This is a genomic window from Collinsella sp. AF38-3AC (assembly GCF_003474365.1).
Classification (GTDB): Bacteria; Actinomycetota; Coriobacteriia; order Coriobacteriales; family Coriobacteriaceae; genus Collinsella.
Genome location: NZ_QROM01000002.1, coordinates 259,560 through 282,505, shown reverse-complemented (window position 1 = coordinate 282,505; position 22,946 = coordinate 259,560). Strand labels below are relative to the sequence as shown.

Genomic DNA, 22,946 nt, shown 5'->3' with positions numbered 1-22,946 from the left:
TGCCGTCCAGACGGGCTCGTAGCGTCGGCTCATTACGCCGTTCGTTAGAACGGCGTAATACTTAGTGCTCAATCCAGCAGCGTAGCGTCTCGCCAGCCAGAAGATGGCGTAGATTCTCGGCGGCGATGTCGACCACGTTGTTGAGCGTGGCCTCTAGGTGGAACCAGCCCGAGATATGCGGCGTGATGAGCATGTTGGGAGCGTCCCACAGCGGGCTTGTCGCGGGCAGGGGCTCGGGGTCGGTGACGTCGACCGCGGCGCCGGCAAGATGTCCCGACTCCAAGGCGGCAACCAAGTCGTCGGCGACCACAAGATCGCCGCGGCCGCCGTTGGCAAAGAAGGCGCCCGGCTTCATCGCGGCAAAGAACTTGGCGTTCGCCAGACCGCGGGTCTCGGGCGTGCTGGGCATAAAGGATGCGACGATGTCGGCCTCCGCCAGGCGCTCAGACAGGGCATCCATGCCGTCCATGTCCTCAAACACAATGGGGTAGACGAGCGGATGACGCTTGATGCCGCGGACGTGCGCGCCCATGTTGCGGCAGAGCGTGGCGAAGTGACCGCCAATGTCGCCCGCGCCCAGCACCAGCACATTGGCATTTTTGAGCGAGGTGACCGGGCCCAAGTCCTCCCAGCGATGCTCGCGCTGCAGGTCCTGGTAGCCGGGCAGGCGCTTCATCATTGACAGCACCATGGCAAACATGTGCTCGCTTACGGCCTGACCGTAGGCGCCGATCGAGCAAGACAGCTTGGCGTCAGCCGGCACGGTGCCGGCGGCCAAGTAATCGTCATAGCCCGCGGTCTGCAGTTGCAGTAGCTGGAGGTGCTCGCATGCGGTAAGCAGGGCAGGGTCTATGTTGCCCAAGATTACGTCGGCGTTGGCGACCTGCTCGCACGTGATGGCGTCGGCGCTCGTGTAGATAAAGTCCTCGCCTGGAGCGCTCGACTCGAGGATCGCTCGATGACGGTCGTTGACGGGCAGCAAAACTAGGATGTTCACAAGCAGTCCTCTCCGCTTGACCTACCAAAAAGGGACAGGTTTATTTTGTCAGGTTTTATCAGGCAAAACGTTCAAATAAAAACGCCGGATGCAAGACGAGCGTGCCCGTCAGCATCCGGCGCATCCACGGTTACCAGCTCAGCAGCTCGTAACCGTCCTCGGTCACCACGAGCTGTACCTCGCATTGAGCCGAATCGCTACCGTCTTTGGTGCGCACGCACCAGCCGTCGCCCTTGCTAATCTTGATGTCGGGCGCTCCGGCATTGACCATGGGCTCGATGGTAAAGACCATGCCCGGAGCCATGATGGTGTCCACATCGGGCGCCTCGGTGGTAAAGCCCACAAACGGGTCCTCGTGGAACTCCTTACCGATTCCGTGTCCGCCGTACTCGCGCACCACGCTAAAGCCGGCGTCCTCGACGGTCTTTTGCACAGCCTCGGCCATCACGGACAGCGGCAGCCACGGCTTGACGGCGGCAAGGCCAGCCTCCACGCTGGCGCGGGTGACGTCGACCAGGCGCTGGCGCTCGGCCGAGACCTCGCCGATGCAGAACATACGGCTCGAATCACTAAAGTAGCCGTCCAAGATTGTGGAACAGTCCACGTTGATGATGTCGCCCTCGTGCAGCACATCCGCATCGCAGGGGATACCGTGGCAGACGACGTCGTTGATTGAGGTACACACGCTCTTGGGATAGCCCTCGTAGTTGAGGTCGGCCGGCGTGCCGCCGTGCTCGACGGTGTAGTCGTAGATTATCTGGTCGATCTGGTTGGTGGTCATGCCCGCGGCGATGTGTTCGCCCACGTAGTCGAGCACGCCCACGTTGATGGCGGCCGAGCGCTTAATGCCCTCGATATCGGCGGGCGTCTTGTAGAGCGTGCGGGGCAGAACCTCCCAGCCCTCTTCCCACAAGCGCTCGAGGCGCTCATCAAAGGCGCTATGGCATTTCTTGTATTTCTTGCCGCTGCCGCACCAGCAAGCGTCGTTGCGGCCAGGCACGGGTCCTTTGTCATACATGGCTAACTTCCTTTCATTTGCAGCTAGTATAGCTCACCCGCAGACCAGCTCATTTGGGACGGGGCTTTTTTAGCTACCCTGTCAGTTGAGGATGATTTGCTGGCGGGCGGCCGCGCTAGTAGCTCACCTGGCAGGGAATGCCGAGGGCGCGCACACGTGCGGCGATCGCATCGAGCGCCTCGGGCGCTGCTTTGGCAAGGCCGGCGATCGGTGTTTCGCGCGCTACCGTGTAGATGGTCGCCTCCTGTGGGCGAATGCGCTCGAGCGCCGCGAGCCAAGGGCCGACATACGCTTCGCCGGTGTTATCGAGGGACTTGCCCTGATACTCGCCGGTCAAAAAGATCGTCTGGATAATAACGTGACCGTCAAAGCTCGCGAACGTCTCGATCTGGTGCTCGACGTCGTAGGGGCCAACAGGCTGGTCGAGCAGCTGGATAAATGTCGGGTCGACGGTATCGAGCTTGAGGATGTTGTCGTCGACCATCATGAGCGCATCGTGCACCTGGGGACGATTGGCACGCGTGCCGTTGGAAAGCACGGCAATCTTGGTGTTCGGTGCCAGCTGGTTGCGAAGCGCGACAGCGCCGGCGATGGCCTGCGGAAACTCCGGTGCGGCGGTGGGCTCGCCGTTGCCTGCGAAGGTGATCACATCGGGGAGCTCGCCCTCGGCTGCCATCTCGCGCAGCTTTGCCTCGAGCGCGTCGAGTACCACGGCAGCTGTGTTGTACGGCTCATGGCAGGGGCGCTCGGCGTTGAGGCCGTTCTCGCAGTAGATGCAGTCAAACGTACAGATCTTGCCCGATGCCGGCATCATGTTGACACCGAGAGAAAGGCCCAGACGGCGGCTGCGCACCGGTCCAAAGATGGGGCTGGCATTTAAAAACGTAGACATAGGCATATGCTCCTTGGGACAGTTGTGCCTAAGCATAGCATCGGCGCCAAAGTCTGGTTTGGGCTTGTGCTCTTAGGTTTCGTTTTTTCATTCTGCCCTCGATGCCTGCGATATGAAAGGTTTCTGGTCGGGTACAGTTCATGTGTTAACAAGGCACAAGACGATGGGGCATAACATGGATTTTACGGTCGAGAATGCGGGCACCACGATTGCCTGTCGCGAGTTTGCCGAGTCGGGCGTACCGTCGGATGCACCTGCCTTGATATGCGTGCACGGTGCCTGCGTCGATGGCACATTTTTTGAGGGCATCGCCCGCGAGCTCAGCCAAGTGTGCCGCGTAGTTGCCTACGACCGCCGCGGCTGCGGCGAGAGCGGCGACGCCGCGGACGGGCGCTACGACCTCGCCGCCCAGGCCGACGACCTGCAGGCCGTCATCGGGCATATCGGCGCTCCGGCAAACGTGCTCGCGCACAGTGCCGGTACGCTGGTGACCCTGGAGCTTCTCCGTACAAACCCGACCATTGTCTCGCGTGCGATTCTGCATGAACCCGCCGTGACAAACGAAGGCGCCGGCCTGGGTGCGGCCCCGGTTTTACTCGAGATGATTGCTGCGGGAAAGGTCTCGAGGGCGCTAAGGGCCTTCCTGGGCGCCATCGGCGATTCGGACCCTCAAGCCCCCAAGTTAACCGAGGCAGAAGCCAAGCATGCCCTGCGCAACGGCCGCAGTTTCATGGCAAACGAATACGAGATCACTATGACCTGCGTTCCCGATTGGGATGGCGTCCGCGCCTCGAAAACGGTGGCCGCCGTGTTTCTGGGCGAGCTCTCGATTGGCACGCCCCGCGAGGCGGGCACGAGAACGGCGGCTGAGCTTTTGAATTGTCCGCTCGTAGTAGTTCCCGGCGCGCACAACGGGCTGCGCGATCGCCCGACAGCGGCCGCCCAGGCTGTCCGCGGCATCTTGGGGCTCTAGCGGCCGAATCATCAAACGGGCTTCTTTCGTAGACGTTTCGGCTGTGTTAACAAGGGTGCTCAAAACCCAACGTCTGCGGCTTCGGCCCTACCCCGTGGTGCGTTTGCTGTCGGCCGACCAGATTAAGGGCGATCCCAACTGCCTGCTCGCCGGCGATCGGTGTCCCTGTCTGCGCCAGTCAGGTCTGGAGGTCTTGGCAGGCTCCGATGAGGTGTCGGAACGGCTGCTCAATGATGGTACCGAGTACCGCGCTCGCCTGCGCCCTCTGAAGGTCGAGGGCGAGCTTCACGTCCTGCTGATGGTGCGCCCGATTGATGAACAGGAGGCCGCAGAGGAGGACCTTGTCTACACCGACGTGCTGACGAGCGTGCGCAATCGCCGATATTATGAGGAAAAGCTTCGCAGCGCCCGCATGCAGGCCGGTGTGGCGATGAGCTGTCGCTCGTGCTGCTGGACATTGTCATGCCGGGCATGAATGGCTTTGAGGTGTTGGGCGATCTGTCGCGACGGTCGATTATTGACAATCTGCCTGTCATCATGATCTCGAGCGAAGATTCCGACGATGTGGTGCTGCGCGCGTACGAGCTGGGTGCTTCGGACTATGTCAACCGCCCGTTTGACTCCCGTGTCGTGCGCCGCCGTGTAAGCAACACCATCCGCCTGTACGCCAAACAGCGTCGTCTGACGAGCCTGCTGTCCCAACAGTACAACGAGCGCGTCAAGAACAGCCGCATGCTCATCGACATCATGGCCGGCGTCATGGAGCTTCGCAATGGCGAGAGCGGCGGGCACGTTACGAACATCGAGAAGCTGACCGAGCTACTGCTCGGCTGCCTGGCCCACCGTAGCGACAACATCTCCCTCGACAACGAGGAGCGCTCCATGATTGCCCTGGCTTCAGCGCTGCACGATATCGGCAAGATGTCGATTGACGATGCGATTCTCAACAAGCCCGGGCGCCTCACGCCCGAGGAGTTCGAGATTATGAAGACGCATACCACGATCGGCGCCGACATGCTGCATGAGCTGGGCCGCCATCACGCCGGCAATGCGCTTATGGAATATGCGTACCAGATTGCGCGTTGGCACCACGAGCGCTGGGACGGCAAGGGTTATCCCGACGGCCTTAAGGGCGACGAGATTCCCATTGCCGCGCAGGTGGTCTCGGTGGCCGACGTGTACGATGCGCTGGCGAGCGTTCGCGTGTACAAGGATGCCATCCCGCACGAGGAGGCGATCCAGATGATCCTGGACGGTAAGTGCGGCACCTTTAACCCGCTGCTGCTGGACTGTCTGCTCGAGGTGCAAGACCGTATTGCCGAGACGTTGGCACGCCCCGCCGACGTTGTCGCGTTTCCCACGATTTAGTTTGACCAAAGGAGTTTCAATCCATGATTTCCATGCGTGAGGCGTATAAGAAGATCGGCGCTAATTATGATGACGCGTGCGCTCGGCTGATGGGCGAGGAAATGCTTGCCCGCTTTGCCCTCAAGTTTTTGGATGACGAGAGCATGGACAAGCTGGAGGCCGCCATGGCGGCAGGAGACGCCGAAGGTGCGTTTATGGCAGCGCACACGCTCAAGGGCGTGAGCCAGAACCTGGGATTCGATAATCTGTACGAGCCGGCGGTCGTGGTGACCGAGGCGCTGCGCGGCGCCGATGCCGTTGACGGTGCTCGCGAGGGGATGCATGCGTTGCAGCAGCAATATGCGGCTACGATGTCGGCCTTACGCGAGGCAGCAGAATAAGAGCTTCCGAGCTTTGATGACTATGAGAGTGGATAATCTCCCGTTTTTGGCCCCGTGGTGGCCTCAAAGTGGGAGATTATCCACTCTCGTTCGGTAAGTGTCCTAAAATCCACGCTCACTCCTTCGGATTAGTAAATGGCCTATACGCACCGGCTGAGCTTCCCACATGCAATCCATATCGTTGTTCGATAAACTATTCCGATAACGATAGAGTCGACGAGGGTGAGTGTATGTCCAATAGCGTTCAGCGTATGGCCAAGGCGCGCGAAAATATCAGGAAGCTCGGTTTTTGCATGACGGTCGTTTCTGCGGGAATGCTCGTCGCTTTTGCCGCGTTGGTTGTTTACGTGATCTGGTATGCGGTTGCAAACGTTGCTTCTGTCGATTCTTTCGGTGTTGTGACGCTTCTCAATGGCGGGTGCATCGTTATCCCAAGCGGACTGTGCATGGCGCTTGTCATGGGTATTTCGCTTGTCGTTTTGTGCGGAATCAGCCGTGACATTTCGCGGGGCGTATCGCCCTTTACCAGGGCGCATGTGCGGCTTATCCGTGTTCTCGCGCTTGCCTTTGCTGTTAACGCCGCGGTTTCGCTTGTTGGTGCCTATGGATCGGTCAATCTCACCATTGGCGGCCTGGAGCTTTGCGTCGTGCCCCATTCCTTCGTTATCGCGATTTGCCAGGGAGTTGCCTTTGACGCGGGGTCGCTTATCGGCGCGGCTGTCTGTTTGTTTGTCTCGGTGATCTGGAGCTATGCCTCGCTGCTCCAAGAGCAGTCTGACGAGCTTGTGTAGGAGGAAACATGAGCTATCTCATCATTGAGCTTGAGACGCAGCTGCTTAAGACCGGAAAGACCAGCGCTGATCTGATTCGCGCCACGGGGCATACCCCGGCCAATATTTCAAAGCTAAGAAACGGAAAAATTAAAGCTATTCGTCTTAAGACGCTTCTCGATATCTGCGATGAACTTGATTGTCAACCGGGAGATATTATTCGGCGCGTGAGCGAGAAGGAGCTTGAGGAGCTTATCGTCGAGCGCGCAAAAAATGTCGTGAGGCAGATGCGGGGCGGTGGAGGCTGTGAGGCGTCGCTTCCGACATCAGTCTTCGCTGTAGATTTGAGCGACGAGTAGCATAAAGCGAACAACTATAACGAAATATCAGTGTAACGGAACCCGTGTCTAACATGGGTTCTTTGTTTATTAATTATCTTGACAAATATAAGTTATCGGCAAACAATAACAACAAGAACGAACGATAAAAGAAGGGAGGAACGATATGAGCTGGATTGTTAAACCGAGTTATGTGGACCCCGGTGGTGGGTGTAACGGTTACTGCAAGACATTCTGTGGAGCACGCACTTGCGTCAATAACTGCAGCAAAAACTTCTGTTTTGTTAATCTCTAGCAGTTGCGGCTGCTGCCAGGCGACAGTCTGGCAGCAGCGGTTTTATTATCAAGCAGAACGGGAGGTCAATGAGCGCATCAGCGATAAAGCTATCAAAGGTGTCAAAGCGCTATGGAAAACGGCGTGTGTTGCATGACGTTTCCTTCGAGGTGGATCAGTCTGAGCTTTGCGCCCTTGTTGGTGCAAACGGGTCGGGCAAAAGCACGCTTATTAAAATAGTGCTGGGCCTCTGTGAGCAATCGTCGGGGAGCGTGGAGCTCTTTGGAGGCAAGTCGAAAAAAGAGCTGAGCCTGATGCGGACGCGTGTCGGCTATGTGCCAGATTCCAGCGGAGCATACCAATCCCTCAGTGCGGCTGAGAATCTTCGGATCCGATGTACGGAATGGGGGCTCGATGAGAAACGTGAGGTTCCTCGCGTCTTGGGCCTAGTCGGGCTGGACGTCGATGAGAAAAAGAGCGTGAGCAGTTTTTCTCTGGGAATGAAACGGCGACTGGATATAGCTACGGCTTTATTGGGCGACACCGACGTACTAATTTTCGATGAGCCGGCAAATGGATTGGATCCGTTGGGCATCGAGAGTATATGGGCCCTTATCGGTCGATTGAATCGAGAACAGGGTAAGACCATGCTCATCTCTAGTCATGATTTGGATGAGTTGGCATCGGTTGCAACAAGCTGCCTGTTTATTCATGACGGCGAACTGCTAAAAAAGGAATCGATGGACGTCATAAGGGATGAGGCGTCGTCCCTAAAAGAGTATTATAGGCGCTTGATGAAGGCGGTCTCGCTATGAAGCGGGCGATCCATCCCATAAAAGCAGATATAATGCGTTTGTACAGGATATTTCCGGCGAAGTTTGGCCTTGCGCTTATGCTGGCGTTCGGCCTTCTCTTCGGCATCTTTCTAAAAAACGGAACAACGTTGCTCGCCTCTGGCAATAGCGTTTTTGGGGAGGATATTGGCTTCTGCTGGAATGTAATCGATCCTTCTGCACCCGATGAGTCCCTTGTGCGCAGCGCTTTTGCCGGCACATCTCTGTTTGTGCCGCTCATCGTTTGCCTGGTAATTCTACAGGAGCGTGGCTATGAAGAGGGCTGCCGAATTTCTTTGGCAAGAGGTCTCAACCGCTTTTATGGGGCTCTGGCACATGCACTTTCGTCTGCTTTAATAATCGGCGCAGCATATAGTGCGCTTTGCCTTCTTCTGTTTGCAATAGCGATAACACGTGGAGGGCAAAACTATGCGCATAGCATGCTGGCTGCATTTTTGCCCGCAATGATGATTAACGCCGTGTTGGTGATATCGATTGCGTTGGAGACGGTGACCATCTATCGGATTACAAGCAGCGCCGTATTGAGCGGGGCTGTGGTAATAATCGGATTTGTCATGAGCTTGACGCTCTACGGAACTTACCTTCAGACGCCCATACCGTCCTTGCGATGGATCTTCTTTCTTCCGGGGCCGTACCTTGGAGTCGGATGTGCCCTTGGGTATAGCGATATGGGGCAGCTGACGCTTCTGGGATATGGCGTGGCAGCCAGCTGTCTATCGGTATTGATTTACGCTCTCTTGAGCTTTCGCGCTGGGGGTGTGCTCAATGGCTCGTCAGATTAAAAGACTTCTCCAGTCAGAATTGAAGCATGTGAGCAAATGGGCATACGCCTTAATTCTGATAATTTATGCGTACATGGTGGTATTGCAGCTTAATTCTTTCCCGATGTGGTTCTGTAGCCTCCGTGAGAACAGTTTCTTGGGCTTTTTCCCAGACCCGACGCTTCGGCTATCGGCAGAGGATGTCGTTCTATTTGGTAATGCAGAGGTTTTTCGCGGTCTGCTGTTCAACGTAGCCCCGTTGGCTCATGCATTGTTCTTTCCGTTCATCGCGGCTTGCATTGTGCCGCGCTTTGTCAGCTCGGGCTTTGTCGAGGAACCATGGGGGCTCTCGGAGGCACGAGGAGGGAAGCGGGCGTGCGCTATCGTTGCGCGAGTGGTGCTGTCTTCTTTTGCCCTTTTGGGCGCGTTTATCCTGTCGAGTGTCGTTTTGTACTGTCTTAACTGCGCGATCGTTTTGGATGCTCAGCAGTATTTCAACCTGTATGTATTTTGCTATCGACTTGTTCTTGCTGCCGCTGCCTGCCTTGCATGCGTGGTTTCTTGCGTAATCGTTGTTTCCTATTTTGGGTCCGGCTTCGGTCCGATTGGCATGCTGTTACTTGTCAACGTCGTAGCGATCTACATACAGCTCGGGGCCAATTCCATGCTTCCGCTTCCAGCCTCGATGCTCATGTGGATTTGCGGCGTGACCCCGTTGGGGAATGGTCAATGCATCTCGATTTTAATTGACTGCCTAATAAACGTAGCAAGCGTTTTTGCCATTTGCTTTACCGTCGACCGATTACGGTCGAAATTTCTTTGATTGTTTGTGAGGGATAATCATATGAAGCCGTCTCAATACAACTTGATTGAAAACCACAGCGAAAGAACGCTGGTGATGAATTCAAAGACTGGCGCAATCCTTTCGTTGGATAAACAACATGCAGAAAGTATGTGCCGCATGGTATCGGGAACCGAATGTGAGCCAGATGAATTGCGCGAAGCGTTGCTTCAAGGAGGAATGCTGTTAGAAGATGATCGTGACGAAAAAGAGGAAATGAAGGCGATGGGCCATCTTGCTCGATTTTCCAATCGCTCTCTAGGCATGACGATAGCCCCGACATTGGAGTGCAACTTCTGTTGCCCATACTGTTATGAAAAAGGACAACGCAAAACGACAATGACTCCGGAGGTTGAAGACCGGCTTGTCTCATTCGTAAAGGAGCGTTCACGGGGGCTGAGCGAGCTTGAGATCGGTTGGTATGGTGGAGAGCCGTTGCTGCAAGTCGATAGAATTCAGCGGCTTACAGAGCGTATAAAGGCGATCCTTAATCCAGAGTGCTCCTATTCGGCATCCATCGTTACAAATGGATATCTTCTGACGCCAGAAGTGGCCGAGACTCTCGCGGCTTGTGACGTCAAGATGGCTCAAATAACCTTGGACGGGTCTCGAAAGGACCACGATTCTCGGCGGTTCTTGCGGAACGGACAGCCGACGTACGATGCGATTCTAGACAACGTTTCTAAAGTCACGCATCTGTTGGATATTTCCATCAGGTGCAATGTCGATGCCCATAACATTGTCGGTGCTGGCGATTTGCTGGATGCACTCGAGGAAAAGGGCCTTAAAAACAAGGTTGGATTCTATCTGGCGCCTGTCGACAATATTAACGATACGTGCCCAAGTGACAGTAGTTGTTTTTCGATGGAGGCGTTTTCTCAGGAAGAGCTGGACTTTTATAGTCATGCAGTTGATAGGGGGTTCTACGTTGACCTGACGGTGCGCTTTAATCCGGCTATATGTGGCGCCGTTTGTGCAGGGTCGTTTGTAGTGGATCCGGAGGGCTATCTTTATAAATGTTGGGACGAAATCGGGATGCGTGAACGCCGCGTCGGCACGCTTGCCGAAGGGCCGAGGATGAATGCTCAGCTGGTCCAATGGCTAAACTATGAGCCGAGCGATCATGAGTGTGAAGAGTGTTTTGCCTATCCCTCATGCATGGGAGGTTGCCCTAATCACGCTCTTCATGGAGGGTCAAAACAGTGCGTATCTCAAAGGTATCAGGTGCGCCAACGAATGATTTTGACCGAGAAGGCTCAGCGATTGCTTTCGGAACTGGATTCAGCTCATGTTTAATCTCTGCGCAAGAACAATAATTAAGAATCCAAAGTATATAACCTATCTTCTAATGTGCCTGCTCTCTCTTGTGGTTGGTCTCGCAATTCCTTTTCTGACGGGACAACTGGTCAACAACTTTGTCGGTGTCGCGCGAGATGGGGAAAGCGCAATCGCCATCGGCGCTGAGATAGCAGCGCTGGGTATTGTGCGAGCTGGTTTGAATTGCGTCAGTGAGCTGGTCTATGTCGATCTGCAAACACATGTGGGATTTGCATTGAATGAAGAGGTGATAAGTCACGTTCAAAGGCTACCACGGGTCTTCTTTTCTAATTTTGATGCCTCATATTACAACCAACAGATTAATCATGACGCTAACGATTTGGTGATATTTGTTATAAACGCAAGTGTCCAAAGCGTGAGCAATATAGTGACGTTGCTTGTGGTGTTTGTTGTCCTGGCGACCATAAACGGTCACCTGGCAATGCTGTGTATGGCTCTTGGCATAATAGGTGGCGCGGTCTATTCGCTTTTCAAAAAGTGTTTGTTCGCAAGAAGTTTCGAGGCTCAAGAGCAGGAGGCTCGATTCTTTTCCGATCTGGAGAAGCAGCTTAGCAACGCACAATTTATCCGCAGACATGTTCTATTCGAGGTTTTCAAGCAAAGGCTTGAGCACTCTTTTGCAGAGCTATATCGTTGCGTTTATCAGAACCAGCAAATTAATGCGACCTTTACATTTGCCAACACTGTCGTCACATCTTTGGCACAGGGTGGAATCTTGATCCTGGGCGCAAAGGAAGTTCTCGACGGCAATTTGCTGCCCGGCTATCTTATGACGGCGCTTAGCTATTACTCCTATTATTCTTCGGCTATTGAATTCTTCCTTGCGCTGGGCAAGGACTATCAAACGTCAAAAGTATCCTACGAGCGTTTACGGCGCTTGCTGGACATGCCAGAGGACTCAAACGGGGCCATTATCCTCGCCGATGTTTTCGAGGTGAGCTGTTCCGAGCTGGCGTATAGCTATCCTGAGTCTGAAAAAACCGCGTTCAGAGACATTCGAGCTTCTTTGGAAAAAGGAAAGGTATACGGAATCGTTGGGCCGAACGGTTCCGGTAAGAGTACGCTGCTGGATGTGATAAGCGGTTGCGATCCAGAAAACTGCAAGGGTGATATTTGGATTAATGACAAGCCTCTGAGCTCTCTGGACCGCTATGCGCTGCGGAAGCGCAATATCGGGATTACTGAGCAGGAGCCGCCCCTGACCGAGGGGTCGATACGGGACAATTTAACTCTTTGCTGCAGAAGCACTGAAGAGTGTGACCTTGAGAGCCTCATTGAGAGAATGGGGCTTAAAAAGATGGTCGATTCAAGTGGTGGACTTGATGTCGAGCTGGACGATAAGCAGAACAACATTTCAGGAGGGGAGAAGCAAAAAATAGCGATAATTCGCCAGCTGCTGAAAAACCCGGACGTGATGATGTTTGATGAGCCGACATCTGCACTTGACAGTCAAAGCAAGCAGGCGTTTATCGAAATCCTTAAGGAAAGAAAGGGGCGACATATCACGGTCATCGCTACGCACGACCCTGTGCTTATTTCGGCATGCGATGAGGTGATTGAAATTGCCTGACGGGTTAGTGGGCCTAGCATATCAAATTCAGGGGGCGGGCACTGTAGCTGGTGCCCGCCCCCCTGGCATGAAAGGCTTTAGCCTGTGTGGTTCGCGAGCTAGCGGGCCTGCTTAACCTTGGCCGCTGCCTCGACAAACGACTTCCACAGGTTAAAGTCGGTCTCGAGCGTCTGCCAGGTGTACTCGGGATGCCATTGCACGCCCAGGCAGAACGGCTGGCCCTCGACCTCGATGCACTCGGGCACGCCGTCGGTTGCCTTGGCGACCAAGCGCGTGCTTTTACCCAGACGGTCGACGCAGCAATGGTGTGCGGAGTTGGTCTGGATGAGCCTGCGTCCGCCAAGCGCGCGCTCCAGCAGCGAGCCCGGAACGACTTCGACAGGGTGCACGGGGTCGTTGAGCACATGGGTATGGCGCCACTGCGTGCGGCCCTCGCGCGCGCCCAGGCTCGGCACGTCCATGCACAGGGTGCCGCCGGTGGCGACATTGAGCAACTGCGTGCCGCGGCAGGTGGTAAAGAGCGGCTTCTTGGCGCGAAGCACCTCGTTAACCAGCTTAAACTCAAAACGGTCGCGAATCTCGCAGCACAGCGTGGGGTCGTAAGGACGCTCGTCGCCCCAGCGTTTGGGGTTGACGTCCGGGCCGCCAGGAATGGCAATGCCGTCGGCGATTTCCACGTAATGACGGATAACATCGATGTCTTCGGTAATAGACATCTGCAGCGGCAGGCCACCGGCGGCAAGGATGGCATCGACAAAGACGCTTGCGATTTCCTCGTTGGGGGAGAGCATCTCGCTTAAAAACGGCTTTGCCTCTTCCCAACGCGGCGCGACGAGGATGAGAGGACGGTCGGCGGGGGCAACGTCGACGTGCGGGGTATAGGACGATGAGGTGCGAGTTCCGATCATGGGTGTGGCTTTCAAATCCGGGTGGACATAGCACAGGGGTGACGCGGGACAAACGCTGGTGATGAATTAGTCCCGCGTGGCAATGGGGTTAGTGGCCCTTGATGGAGTTGAGGAAGTCCTGGGCGCGCTTGGTCTGGGGGTGGTCGAAGAACTCGTCGGGCGTGCCGGTTTCCACGATCTGACCGTCGGCCATAAACACGACGCGGTCGGCAACGCGGCGGGCAAAGTTCATCTCATGCGTAATCACGATCATCGTCATGCCCTGTTGGGCCAGGCGAACCATGACCTCGAGCACCTCGTTGATCATCTCGGGGTCAAGGGCGCTCGTGGGCTCGTCGAAGAGCATGGCCTTGGGCTGCATGGCAAGCGAACGGGCGATGGCGACGCGCTGCTGCTGACCGCCCGAGAGCTGTGCGGGCACCTTATCGGCCTGCTCGGCCACGCCTACGCGGCTCAGCAGGTCCATGGCGCGCTCGCGGGCCTCGTCCTTGGAGATGCCCAGCACGTCGACCGGTCCCAGCATGACGTTTTGCAGCACCGTCATATGTGCGAACAGGTTGAACTGCTGAAACACCATGCCCAGCTCGGCGCGCATGCGGGCAAGGTCCTTGCCTTCCTGCGGCAGGGGCTCGCCCTCGATGAGGATCTCGCCCGAGTCGATGGTTTCCAGGCGGTTGATGGTTCGGCACATGGTCGACTTGCCCGAGCCCGAGGGACCGATCACCACGACGACCTCGCCGCGGTCGACCGAGAGGTTGATGTCGTCGAGGACGTGCAGATCGCCATAGTGCTTATCGACGTGCCTGAGCTCAATCAACGGCCGGTTGTCGGTAGTAGAAGTGCTCTGTGCCATGATGCTCGGCTCCTTATGACTCGAAATGGTAAATCGTTAGCGGATGATGGTCGCGCCGGTCTTGTGCGAAACGTAGACAGCGGCCTTGTTGATCGCGACGTTGATGAGGATATAGATGACCGCGATCACCAGGTAAACCGATACGAGTGCATCGTAGTTGGTAATGAGCACGCGGGCATTTTGCATGAGGTCGGGGTAGCTCACCACATAGGCGACGGTGGTGTCTTTGACGACGACCACAAGCTGTGAAATCAACGACGGGATGATAAATCGAATAGCCTGCGGCAGCACGATTTTAAAGGTGATTTTAGCTTTGGAGAGACCGAGCGCCTGGGCAGCCTCGACCTGGCCGCGCGGCACGGCGTTAACGCCGGCACGGAAGATCTCGGCCAGTACGCCGGCTGCGGCGAGCGCGACGGGAAGTGTGAGCATCCAAAACGACGGCAGCGCAATCTTGTACTGGGGCAGCACCAAAAAGAAGAAGTAGATGAACAGCAGGCTCGGCACGCCGCGGAAGAAATCGGTGAGCACGCGGCAGACCAGCTGCAGCGGCTTAATGTCGCTGGTGCGACCGAGCATAAGGGCAAGACCCAGCACCAGCGCGATGGCGCCGGCGGTGAGTGCGACCTTAACGGTGCCCTCAAAGCCGGCAAGCAGGAACTTCCAGGTGGTGAGGTGCGTAAAGAAATACCAATAGTGGACCGAAAGCTGACCGGTCACATAAAAGCGCTGCAGTACCAGGACGGCGAGCGCGGTGACAGCAACAAGCGAGATGGCGGTGCCGATGCGAATCTTGGCGCGCATCTTGGGGCCGGGAGCCTCGTAGAGCGCATCGCGCATGGTGAGCGCGGGGGAGGAGTGCTTGCTCATCGGAGGATCCTCACCTTCTTATCGATGTAGTTGCCAATGTGGCTCACCACAAAGGCCGTGCCCAGGTAGCCGAGTGCCGAGATAAAGAAAGCGGCGACGCCGCCGAGCGAGCGCGTGTTGATATAGCTCACCACGCCGGTGAGTTCCTGGGGTTTAAGCGGCACCTGACTGCCGAGCGCCGTGGTGAGCATGACGGCGATAAAGAGGTTCGTCATGGGCAGCACGCTCGAGCGCAGTGCCTGCGGGATCACGATCTTGGCGAGGATGCGGTTGAAGCTCATGCCCAGCGAGCGGGCGGCTTCTACCTGACCGACGCCGACGGTGTTGATGCCACTCATAAAGTTCTCGGAGCCAAAGGCCGAGCCCAGCAACACCGTGGCGACGATAACGCAGGTGCGGTAGGGCAGGACGACCTTGAGCGGCGGCAGCGCATAGACGACGATGATGAGCAGCGCGATGCCGGGTATGTTACGGAAGACCTGGACATACAGGTCGCCAAAGACGCGCAGCGGCTTGAGCGGCGACACGCGCATCACAGTGACGGCGACGGCCAGCACCATGGCGATGGCAAACGACTCAAGCGTCATGCCCCAGGTTGCTAGCAGCGCGTCAATGTAGTTCTGGCCATAGAGCGACCAGAGCTCGGAGAGACTCATGCGGACCTCCTGCCGATAAGGAAAGGGGCTCCCGTGTGTACGGAAGCCCCGACAACTCAGTGAAGAAACAGTTTAGCGCAATAAAGCGCACCGTGCGTTTCCGTATGGTTTCGTTGCGGCCGTTACTAGGCGCGTTGCCTAGGCGCCGATCTCGGGCAGCTCGGGAACATTGGTGTCGCCCGTGCGGTCTCCGATGCAGATCTGCCACAGCTCGGTCCAGGTGCCGTCGTCCTCGATTTTCTTAAGGAAGTCGTTGACAAAGGCGACGCCGTCGGAATCGAGCGGCAGACCGATGCCATAGGGCTCCTTGCTGCCGAAGGGCTTGCCGGCGATCTTGTACTTACCGGGCTCGCGGACCAGGGCGCTTTGCTGCATGTTGTTGTCGATGACGTAGGCGTCAACGCGACCTTGCTGGAGTGCCTGGCGGGCCTCCTCGTCGGTCTTGAACTCCTGCTGGCTGGCCTTGGGAGCGAACTCCTCTAGGATGGCAGGGCCGTTGGAGCCGGACTGGACGGCGACGTTCTTGTCGGCCAGGTCATCGACGCTCTTGATGTCGTCGTTGTCGGCGAGCACCAGGATGGCCTGCTGGGTGTAGTAGTAGGGACCGGCAAAGGAGATGAGCTTCTTGCGCTCGTCGGTGATGGTGTAGGTGGCAAAGACGGCGTCGACCTGGCCGTTCTGCAGGACGGACTCACGCGTGTCCGAGGTCACCTGGGTGATCTCGACCTTGTTCTCGCCCAGAATGTAGTTGGACAGAAGCTGTGCGATACCGGCGTCGAAGCCGCGGGTCTGACCGTCCTTCTCGTTGAGGAGGGAGAAGAGCGTGGAGGTCTGAACGCCACCGATCTTAAAGACACCGGCATCCTTGACGGCCGTGGCCCAGGTGCTGGCGGCGATGGCGTCGTCATCGGCCTTGGGGCCGTCGTTGACGAGCTTGTCGAATGCCTTGGCGTCGAGCGTGGTGGAAGCCTCGGTATTTTCGGAGCTCTTGGAAGAGCCGGCGGCGGAACCCTTGTCGGCCTCGGCGCTGGTGTCGGAGCAGCCGGCAAGACCAAGGCCGGCGACGGTTGCGAAGGTGGCGGCAACAAAGCCGCGGCGGTCGAGAACGACCTGCTGGGAGAGGTTCTTGCTCATGGTAGAACACCTTTCTCAATAAAATCCCTAGCGGTTGAGTAGAGTTATACCCTATTGCGCTCAAATGGGTCAACACGAAATAACTCAGAAACATACTTACCTTATAGGTTATTCTACCTACCAAATAGGGACAGGTTTATTTTGGCAGGTTTTATCTGGGAAAACGTCGGTTATTGCAGCTGAGACGCCGCCTTGTGGGCGGCGCGGTCGCTCATGGTGGTCGTTATATAAGTAAGGAGATCGCGTATGAACGGTTATTCATTCTTCGCATCGACCATGACCTAAAACCACCACAAAGGGGACAGGCACCTTTGTGGTGGTTCTTGCAGATGTGGCGGCCTGCCCCGCTGTTTTGTCTCGGCCTGTAACAGTTAGACGGCCAAAAGGTCTCTATCTGTTACAGATTGAGACAAAGGTCAGGGGCAAAGACGGTTTGTCTCGACCTGTAACAGTTAGACAGGAATTCGGGTCCTAGATGTTACAGATCGAGATAATTGAGTTGGGGGAAATAAAAACCTCCGCAGGGGTGCTTCCCTTGCGGAGGTTTTCTTACTCGTTGAGCAGCCTTACGGCCTCGGCTGCCATGTTCTCGACCGTCATGCCGTTCTGCGCGAGTAGCTCGTTGGGATCGTAGCGGTCGGGGAAGCCCTTGGCGATGCCAAAGGTGCGCGTGCGCAGCGGCGTACAGGCCAAATAACATGCCACGCGTTCGCCCCAGCCGCCGTCCAAGATTCCGTCCTCGAGGGTGACGACAACGCGATGCTTGGCGGCAAGGCTGTCGAGGAACTCGCGGTCGAGTTCGGTTGCGAAGCGCGGGTTGACGAGCGTCGCCTCGATGCCATACTCGGCGGCCAGGCGGTTTGCCACGCGCTCGCCCAGCTCAAAGAAATCGCCAAGCGCGAGCACGGCCACATCGCGGCCCTGGCGCACCATGTTGTAGCGAACGGCGCTGTAGTCGGCGTCTTCGGCGGGCGCCAGATCGGGACGGCTTACCAGGCCAATGCCCGGCACGCGAATCGCCACGGGATGCTCGCGGTGATCGAGCGACCAACTCAGCATGGACAGGTATTCCTCCATGCAGGAAGGCGCCAGGTAACGCATATTGGGAAGACCGCCCAGCATGGAAATATCGAAGAACGAAAGATGCGTCTCGGACGTGGTGCCAAAGATCGAGGCGCCAAACACCAGGATGGTTGCCGGGGCGTCGTTGAGGCACAGGTCGTGCCACAGCTCGTCGTAGGCGCGCTGCAAAAACGTGCCGTACACACCAAAGACTGGCTTGGCGCCCGAGCGCGCAAGCGCGGTGGCAAAGGTTACGGCATGCTCCTCGGCAATGCCCACATCGACGAACTGCTTGCCGGCGGTAGCGCGAAGCTCGGGTGTAAAGCCCATGATGTAGGGCGTGGCGGCCGTGATGCCCACGACCTGCGGATCGTGCTCGATGGCGGCGCTGAGCGCCTCGCCCGTAATGTCGGCATAGGTGCGCGGCGCAGGCTCGCTCGGATGGCCCGGGCAGAGCTTGCGTCCAGTTGCCATGTCAAACGGACCCACGTGGTGCCAGCGCTCGGGGTCGTTCTGGGCTGGCTCAAAGCCCTTGCCCTTGGCGGTGGAGACGTGCAGCACGATGGGATGATCGATATCGCGCAGCTCCTGCAGCGTGTCGACCAGGGCCAACACATCGTTACCGGCATCCAGATAGCGGTAGTCGAGTCCCATCGCGCGGAAAACGTTGCGCTCACAGGTGCCGTTGCTGGCGCGCAGCTCGGCCAGATTGCGATACAGGCCGCCGTGGTTTTCGGCAATGGACTGGTCGTTATCGTTGACGATGATGATCAGGTTGCTATCGAGTTCGGCGGCATTGTTAAAGCCCTCAAACGCCAGGCCGCCCGAAAGCGAGCCGTCGCCAATGATGGTGATGACGTTGTACGCATCGCCCGCTAGGTCACGAGCGTGCGCCAGGCCGCAGCCCAGGCTCACCGACGTGGAGGTGTGGCCCATGGCGAACAGGTCGTGCTCGGACTCGTCGGGATTGGCAAAGCCAGAAGCCTCACCATAACGCTCCGGATCGATATAAGTGTACGCGCGCCCAGTCAGCGCCTTGTGGGCGTAGGTCTGGTGCGAAACATCAAAGACAATCTTGTCGATGGGGGAGTTAAACACGCGATGAAGCGCAACCGTGAGCTCAACGACGCCCAGGTTGGGGGCAACGTGCCCGCCGACGGCGGCGGAGCTTTCGAGGATGGCGTGGCGAATCTCGCCGCAGAGCTGCGGGAGCTCGGCGCGATTAAGAGCCTTGACGTCCTCGGGCGTTGTCGTTTGCGTAAGCAGCATCGTTGTGGGTTACTCCATGCGAATCGAGCGCCGGCGCTCCCTCGGCCGGCACAACTGCACAAGACAGTCTCGCACATTTTGGCGTTTGATATGTGACGGCGGCGCGGTAATTCGCCAACTGGCGGGGCAAAACGTTTTGTCCGATGCCATACTGATGTGTTCCATGATGTTTCTATCGATTGTGCACAGGCTGTGGCTTGTCGCCGTGATTCGCTGGAAGGAGGCCGCATGTCCGATACCGTTCGTGCCAAGAGCATCGCGCGCGAGGTCGACGATGCCGCCCGTCAGCTGGCCCAGGCGGGCCGCTTGGGCCTGACGCACGAGTTTATTCAGCATGGTGACGTGACGGTTTATGCACATGTGACCTCGGTGGCGCGGGCGAGCCTGTCTTTTGCCGAGCGCCTTGGCCGTGCTGGCATTTCGGTCGACCGTGCCTCGCTGCTGCGCGGAGCCCTGTTACACGACTACTTTCTCTACGATTGGCATGACCCCGACCCGAGCCATCGACTGCACGGATTTCGGCATCCATTTTTTGCCCTGGCGCGTGCCGAAGAGGATTTTGAGCTGACGCCGCGCGAGCGGAATATCATCGTGCGCCATATGTTTCCGCTGGTACCGGTTCCACCGACGTGTCGCGAGGCATGGATTGTGTGCCTGGCCGATAAATGGTGCGCTCTGTGCGAGACGGTCGCCGGCCGTCTGCCGCGCAAAGGCGGCGCGAACGATTTGAACGAGGGCTCGAGTGACGGCTCGAGCAAAGATTCGAGCGAAAAGAGGAGAGGGTAGACGGTGGGGACCGCGATCGACATGGCATTTGACGGCGCGACGCTTGCCGCCTGTCCGCTCTCGGCGCTGGTGCTCTCGTTTGCCTTCTACGGTTTTTGCGGCTGGGTGTGGGAGTCGACAGTCTGCGCCATGCTCAACCACGGACGATTTGCCAACAGTGGCTTTTTGCTGGGGCCGTGCTGCCCCATCTATGGCGCGGGCGGCATTGCCTGCTGGCTGCTGTTGCGCGGAATTCCTGACGCGTCGAGCCAGTTTGTCGCTGCAGCGCTCGTATGCAGCGTGATTGAGTACAGCGTGGGTGTGCTGTTGGAAAAAACAACAGGCGCGCGCTTTTGGGATTACTCGCACCTGCCGTTTAACTTGCACGGACGCATCTGTCTGTACTGGGCCTGCGCGTTTGGCTTGGGTGCGTTGTGTATTTGCCGCTTAGTGGAGCCGGCATTGCTGGGGCTGCTCGGCCATCTGCCGGTGCTGATTGTGCGGCTGTCCGCCTTTATCGTCGCGGTCGCGATGATGGTCGACGCGGTGTGCTCGTTGGCGAGCTGGCGGCGCCTGTCTGATCAGCTGGAGCGCGTCCGGGCCGACCTTGCCGACCGCATCAATGAGTCGCTTGCTGATGCCTCGGATTCAATGCTCGAACGTATTCCCGATTCTACGATTGACTCGGTGGCACAGACGCACATTCGTAGCCGTGCCGTTAACGCGTGGCTGGCCGAGCTGGGTGACGCCGCGCTCGATGCCCTGCGCGAGAAGGCTTCGATGCCGACGTTTATCGCGGATGGTGCTCGCGGCCTGGCGCTTGCCGCCCGCCGCGTGGCCGGTGCCGCGCCGAGCATGCCGCGTCCGTCGCTCAGTCGTCGCCTTGCCGGCAAGCGCATGAGCCGTCCGGTGCCAAGCGTGTCGCTCAGCCGACGCGACCTGCGCTTCTTCAATGCCTTCCCGCGCTTGCGCATCAACCGCTACGAGGGCGTCATCCGAGCCACCGACCTTCGCGACCGAGCCCGCGAGCTGTTCCGGCGCTAGCCGGGACGGATGCGCTCACGGCTCCCTTGCTTGCGTATTTCCCGTTCGTTTCGCGTCCGTTGCCGCGCCGTTTCCAAGATTGCGGCGCCGTTTCCATTCGACAACGCCGCGTTTAACAACGCCGTATCTGGTCTACACCAGTTGTCCCTCGGCCGCATTATGGGCGCCGACAACGTTCATGCGACCAAGGGGGAGCGAATGTACGATACGGGATCGACAACGTTTATGCTCATCTGCACCATGCTCGTGTTTTTAATGACACCGGGTCTGGCGTTTTTCTATGGCGGCCTGTCCAGGCGCAAAAATGTCATTAACACCATGCTTATGTGCTTTGGCGCCATTGGCCTGGTCGGTGTGCTGTGGATTGTTGCCGGCTGGTCGCTGGCCTACGGCGGCGACGGCTCGAGTCCGTTTATGGGGGGCCTTGACCAGCTGCTGTGCCTGCCGGTGCTCAACCAGGTGCTGCAGGCGGCCGAGGGCAACGTCGCGGACGGCGCCGTCTACCCCCAGATCATCAACATCACCTTTCAGATGGCGTTTGCCATGATCACGGCCGCTATCGTTACGGGCAGCCTGGCCGGCCGCGTTAAGTTTGGCGCCATGACGGCTTTCCTGGGCATTTGGCTGCTCGTGGTCTATGCGCCCCTCGCCCACATGGTCTGGGGCGGCGATGGCTCTTTTATCGGCGACATCATCGGCGCGCTCGACTTTGCCGGCGGCGACGTGGTGCACATTTCGTCTGGTCTTACCGGCCTGATCCTCTGCTTAATGCTCGGCCGTCGTCGCGGTTTTGGCATGGTGAGCTATCGCCCGCATAACGTGCCGTTTGTGGCGCTCGGCGCCGGCCTGCTTTGGTTTGGTTGGTTTGGCTTTAACGGCGGCAGCGAGTTTAAGGCCGATGCCGTTGCGGCGCTTGCTATCCTCAACACCGTGACGGCCAGCGCGGCGGGTATGGTCTCGTGGCTCGCCGTCGAGCGCGTGCATACCGGTCGTCCCACGCTGGTGGGTGCCAGCACCGGTCTGGTCGCGGGCCTTGTGGTGGTCACGCCGGGTGCGGGCTTTGTCGAGCCATGGGCGGCGCTGGTCATGGGCTTGATCGTGTCTCCTGTCTGCTATCTGGCTATCAGCCATCTTAAGACGAGGTTCGGCTACGACGACGCGCTTGATGCGTTTGGCTGCCATGGCATCGGCGGCATTTTGGGCGGCGTGCTCACGGGTCTGTTTTGCGTGCCGGAACTCTCGTGGACCGGTAAAGGCGGCCTGTTCTATACGGGCGACGCGTCGCTGCTTGTCTCGCAGGTCCTGGGCATTGTAGTGACGGTCGTTATCGTGCTGGTGCTCGACGTGGTGATCGCCGCAGTGGTCAAGGCACTGTTCCACGGCAGCCTGCGTGTGGACGAGGCCGACGAGGCGCTGGGCCTGGATGCGAGCCAGCACGGCGAGAGCGCATATCCTTCTTTCTCCGGACTCGATTAGCAGCTTCCCCAGGCTCCGCACCTTGCCGTTCAATCGTCGCGCGGCTTCCCCAGGCACCGCACCTTGGGTTTCAAACCGTCGCTTGCGTACAAAAGTACGCGGCGCTCCTCTTTCAACCCAATCTGCGGCACCTGGGAAACCCGCCTCATTGAATGGCAATTCATTTCTTTTATTGAAGAGAGGAATTCACTATGAAGAAGATTACGGCGATTGTTCGTGCTGAGAAGCTTGAGGTTCTCAAAGACGCACTGTTTGCTGCCGATGTTCGCGGCATGACCATCAACCAGGTGCAGGGCTGCGGCGCGCAACATGGCTGGAAGGAATACGTGCGCGGCAACGAGTTGCTCGTCAACACGATTCCTAAGGTGCAGTTCACCCTCATCTGCGCTGATGAGCATGTCGACGGTATCGTTGAAATCATCTGCAACGCCGCTCGCACCGGTGCCGTCGGCGACGGCAAGATTTGGGTCGAGCCGGTCGAAGAAGTTATCCGCATCCGCACCGGCGAACACGGCCCCGCCGCGGTGTAGAGCCG

Annotated in this window: 24 protein-coding genes; 15 read left to right on the top strand and 9 right to left on the bottom strand. The window is 57.8% G+C overall.

Annotation, left to right across the window (positions count from 1 at the left end; translation table 11 throughout):
• Window positions 1-61: 61 nt before the first annotated feature.
• From DW029_RS02660 to DW029_RS02650, 3 genes are all read right to left on the bottom strand, one after another.
• Window positions 62-997, bottom strand: coding sequence for a D-2-hydroxyacid dehydrogenase (locus DW029_RS02660; protein WP_118345197.1), 936 nt, complete (start codon window positions 995-997; stop codon window positions 62-64).
• 130 nt (window positions 998-1,127) lie between these two features.
• A complete protein-coding gene (gene map / locus DW029_RS02655; RefSeq protein WP_117798460.1) occupies window positions 1,128-2,015 on the bottom strand; it encodes a type I methionyl aminopeptidase in 888 nt (295 codons plus the stop codon).
• Window positions 2,016-2,130: 115 nt separating this feature from the next.
• Window positions 2,131-2,907, bottom strand: a complete 777-nt coding sequence (locus DW029_RS02650; protein ID WP_118345196.1) for a radical SAM protein — start codon at window positions 2,905-2,907, stop codon at window positions 2,131-2,133.
• A gap of 175 nt (window positions 2,908-3,082) precedes the next feature.
• On the opposite strand from DW029_RS02650, the gene DW029_RS02645 reads away from it, so the two are divergent.
• The 11 genes from DW029_RS02645 to DW029_RS02595 all read left to right on the top strand — a co-directional run bounded on the left by DW029_RS02645 (window position 3,083) and on the right by DW029_RS02595 (window position 12,374).
• Complete coding sequence (locus DW029_RS02645; protein WP_158572596.1) at window positions 3,083-3,880, top strand: alpha/beta fold hydrolase; 798 nt, start codon at window positions 3,083-3,085, stop codon at window positions 3,878-3,880.
• A 55-nt stretch (window positions 3,881-3,935) separates the two neighbouring features.
• Window positions 3,936-4,355 carry a hypothetical protein gene (locus DW029_RS02640; protein ID WP_233543776.1) on the top strand — a complete coding sequence of 140 codons (420 nt, stop codon included), beginning with the start codon at window positions 3,936-3,938 and terminating at the stop codon, window positions 4,353-4,355.
• Entirely contained in the window at window positions 4,325-5,248 is a 924-nt protein-coding gene (locus DW029_RS02635; RefSeq protein WP_199582457.1) for an HD-GYP domain-containing protein, read from the top strand. The genes DW029_RS02640 and DW029_RS02635 overlap by 31 nt, the downstream gene beginning before the upstream one ends.
• A gap of 23 nt (window positions 5,249-5,271) precedes the next feature.
• Entirely contained in the window at window positions 5,272-5,628 is a 357-nt protein-coding gene (locus DW029_RS02630) for an Hpt domain-containing protein (RefSeq protein WP_118345192.1), read from the top strand.
• Between the two features lie 230 nt (window positions 5,629-5,858).
• Window positions 5,859-6,419, top strand: a complete 561-nt coding sequence (locus tag DW029_RS02625; RefSeq protein ID WP_117794081.1) for a hypothetical protein — start codon at window positions 5,859-5,861, stop codon at window positions 6,417-6,419.
• A gap of 8 nt (window positions 6,420-6,427) precedes the next feature.
• Window positions 6,428-6,757 (top strand): helix-turn-helix transcriptional regulator, encoded by a 330-nt coding sequence (locus DW029_RS02620; RefSeq protein ID WP_118345191.1) that lies wholly within the window; start codon window positions 6,428-6,430, stop codon window positions 6,755-6,757.
• A 342-nt stretch (window positions 6,758-7,099) separates the two neighbouring features.
• Window positions 7,100-7,825 (top strand): ABC transporter ATP-binding protein, encoded by a 726-nt coding sequence (locus tag DW029_RS02615; RefSeq protein ID WP_118345190.1) that lies wholly within the window; start codon window positions 7,100-7,102, stop codon window positions 7,823-7,825.
• Window positions 7,822-8,646 (top strand): hypothetical protein, encoded by an 825-nt coding sequence (locus DW029_RS02610; RefSeq protein ID WP_118345189.1) that lies wholly within the window; start codon window positions 7,822-7,824, stop codon window positions 8,644-8,646. The genes DW029_RS02615 and DW029_RS02610 overlap by 4 nt, the downstream gene beginning before the upstream one ends.
• Entirely contained in the window at window positions 8,630-9,448 is an 819-nt protein-coding gene (locus tag DW029_RS02605) for a hypothetical protein (RefSeq protein ID WP_117794077.1), read from the top strand. Before DW029_RS02610 ends, DW029_RS02605 begins: the two co-directional genes overlap by 17 nt.
• Window positions 9,449-9,469: 21 nt before the next feature.
• Window positions 9,470-10,762: a radical SAM/SPASM domain-containing protein gene (locus DW029_RS02600; protein ID WP_118345188.1), complete on the top strand. Its 1,293-nt coding sequence runs from the start codon at window positions 9,470-9,472 to the stop codon at window positions 10,760-10,762.
• Entirely contained in the window at window positions 10,755-12,374 is a 1,620-nt protein-coding gene (locus DW029_RS02595; protein WP_118345187.1) for an ABC transporter ATP-binding protein, read from the top strand. The genes DW029_RS02600 and DW029_RS02595 overlap by 8 nt, the downstream gene beginning before the upstream one ends.
• Before the next feature lie 98 nt (window positions 12,375-12,472).
• On the opposite strand, the gene DW029_RS02590 is transcribed toward DW029_RS02595, so the two are convergent.
• From DW029_RS02590 to DW029_RS02565, 6 genes are all read right to left on the bottom strand, one after another.
• On the bottom strand, window positions 12,473-13,282 hold the full coding sequence (locus DW029_RS02590; RefSeq protein ID WP_118345186.1) for a gamma-glutamyl-gamma-aminobutyrate hydrolase family protein: 810 nt from the start codon (window positions 13,280-13,282) through the stop codon (window positions 12,473-12,475).
• Between the two features lie 88 nt (window positions 13,283-13,370).
• Window positions 13,371-14,135, bottom strand: a complete 765-nt coding sequence (locus tag DW029_RS02585; protein WP_118345185.1) for an amino acid ABC transporter ATP-binding protein — start codon at window positions 14,133-14,135, stop codon at window positions 13,371-13,373.
• Between the two features lie 36 nt (window positions 14,136-14,171).
• Entirely contained in the window at window positions 14,172-15,005 is an 834-nt protein-coding gene (locus DW029_RS02580) for an amino acid ABC transporter permease (protein ID WP_117794073.1), read from the bottom strand.
• On the bottom strand, window positions 15,002-15,661 hold the full coding sequence (locus DW029_RS02575; RefSeq protein WP_006234894.1) for an amino acid ABC transporter permease: 660 nt from the start codon (window positions 15,659-15,661) through the stop codon (window positions 15,002-15,004). The genes DW029_RS02580 and DW029_RS02575 overlap by 4 nt, the downstream gene beginning before the upstream one ends.
• A 138-nt stretch (window positions 15,662-15,799) precedes the next feature.
• Window positions 15,800-16,795, bottom strand: a complete 996-nt coding sequence (locus DW029_RS02570; protein ID WP_117734253.1) for a glutamate ABC transporter substrate-binding protein — start codon at window positions 16,793-16,795, stop codon at window positions 15,800-15,802.
• A 549-nt stretch (window positions 16,796-17,344) separates the two neighbouring features.
• Window positions 17,345-19,126: a 1-deoxy-D-xylulose-5-phosphate synthase gene (locus DW029_RS02565; protein WP_118345184.1), complete on the bottom strand. Its 1,782-nt coding sequence runs from the start codon at window positions 19,124-19,126 to the stop codon at window positions 17,345-17,347.
• Between the two features lie 228 nt (window positions 19,127-19,354).
• Between DW029_RS02565 and DW029_RS02560 the strand changes: the two genes are divergently transcribed.
• The 4 genes from DW029_RS02560 (at window position 19,355) to DW029_RS02545 (ending at window position 22,941) form a co-directional block, all read left to right on the top strand.
• Complete coding sequence (locus DW029_RS02560) at window positions 19,355-19,912, top strand: HD domain-containing protein (RefSeq protein ID WP_118345183.1); 558 nt, start codon at window positions 19,355-19,357, stop codon at window positions 19,910-19,912.
• A 3-nt stretch (window positions 19,913-19,915) separates the two neighbouring features.
• Entirely contained in the window at window positions 19,916-20,935 is a 1,020-nt protein-coding gene (locus tag DW029_RS02555) for a putative ABC transporter permease (RefSeq protein WP_233539417.1), read from the top strand.
• 198 nt (window positions 20,936-21,133) lie between these two features.
• Window positions 21,134-22,411 (top strand): ammonium transporter, encoded by a 1,278-nt coding sequence (locus DW029_RS02550; RefSeq protein WP_118345214.1) that lies wholly within the window; start codon window positions 21,134-21,136, stop codon window positions 22,409-22,411.
• 191 nt (window positions 22,412-22,602) lie between these two features.
• Entirely contained in the window at window positions 22,603-22,941 is a 339-nt protein-coding gene (locus DW029_RS02545) for a P-II family nitrogen regulator (protein WP_117734256.1), read from the top strand.
• Window positions 22,942-22,946: the final 5 nt, after the last annotated feature.

Excerpts from the sequence above, each read along its gene's own strand:
- map (WP_117798460.1), bottom strand. The coding sequence starts at position 2,015 with ATGTATGACAAAGGACCCGTGCCTGGCCGCAACGACGCTTGCTGGTGC.
- DW029_RS02650 (WP_118345196.1), bottom strand. The coding sequence starts at position 2,907 with ATGTCTACGTTTTTAAATGCCAGCCCCATCTTTGGACCGGTGCGCAGC.
- DW029_RS02645 (WP_158572596.1), top strand. The coding sequence starts at position 3,083 with ATGGATTTTACGGTCGAGAATGCGGGCACCACGATTGCCTGTCGCGAG.
- DW029_RS02630 (WP_118345192.1), top strand. The coding sequence starts at position 5,272 with ATGATTTCCATGCGTGAGGCGTATAAGAAGATCGGCGCTAATTATGAT.
- DW029_RS02625 (WP_117794081.1), top strand. The coding sequence starts at position 5,859 with ATGTCCAATAGCGTTCAGCGTATGGCCAAGGCGCGCGAAAATATCAGG.
- DW029_RS02620 (WP_118345191.1), top strand. The coding sequence starts at position 6,428 with ATGAGCTATCTCATCATTGAGCTTGAGACGCAGCTGCTTAAGACCGGA.
- DW029_RS02615 (WP_118345190.1), top strand. The coding sequence starts at position 7,100 with ATGAGCGCATCAGCGATAAAGCTATCAAAGGTGTCAAAGCGCTATGGA.
- DW029_RS02610 (WP_118345189.1), top strand. The coding sequence starts at position 7,822 with ATGAAGCGGGCGATCCATCCCATAAAAGCAGATATAATGCGTTTGTAC.
- DW029_RS02605 (WP_117794077.1), top strand. The coding sequence starts at position 8,630 with ATGGCTCGTCAGATTAAAAGACTTCTCCAGTCAGAATTGAAGCATGTG.
- DW029_RS02600 (WP_118345188.1), top strand. The coding sequence starts at position 9,470 with ATGAAGCCGTCTCAATACAACTTGATTGAAAACCACAGCGAAAGAACG.
- DW029_RS02595 (WP_118345187.1), top strand. The coding sequence starts at position 10,755 with ATGTTTAATCTCTGCGCAAGAACAATAATTAAGAATCCAAAGTATATA.
- DW029_RS02590 (WP_118345186.1), bottom strand. The coding sequence starts at position 13,282 with ATGATCGGAACTCGCACCTCATCGTCCTATACCCCGCACGTCGACGTT.
- DW029_RS02585 (WP_118345185.1), bottom strand. The coding sequence starts at position 14,135 with ATGGCACAGAGCACTTCTACTACCGACAACCGGCCGTTGATTGAGCTC.
- DW029_RS02580 (WP_117794073.1), bottom strand. The coding sequence starts at position 15,005 with ATGAGCAAGCACTCCTCCCCCGCGCTCACCATGCGCGATGCGCTCTAC.
- DW029_RS02575 (WP_006234894.1), bottom strand. The coding sequence starts at position 15,661 with ATGAGTCTCTCCGAGCTCTGGTCGCTCTATGGCCAGAACTACATTGAC.
- DW029_RS02570 (WP_117734253.1), bottom strand. The coding sequence starts at position 16,795 with ATGAGCAAGAACCTCTCCCAGCAGGTCGTTCTCGACCGCCGCGGCTTT.
- DW029_RS02565 (WP_118345184.1), bottom strand. The coding sequence starts at position 19,126 with ATGCTGCTTACGCAAACGACAACGCCCGAGGACGTCAAGGCTCTTAAT.
- DW029_RS02560 (WP_118345183.1), top strand. The coding sequence starts at position 19,355 with ATGTCCGATACCGTTCGTGCCAAGAGCATCGCGCGCGAGGTCGACGAT.
- DW029_RS02550 (WP_118345214.1), top strand. The coding sequence starts at position 21,134 with ATGTACGATACGGGATCGACAACGTTTATGCTCATCTGCACCATGCTC.
- DW029_RS02545 (WP_117734256.1), top strand. The coding sequence starts at position 22,603 with ATGAAGAAGATTACGGCGATTGTTCGTGCTGAGAAGCTTGAGGTTCTC.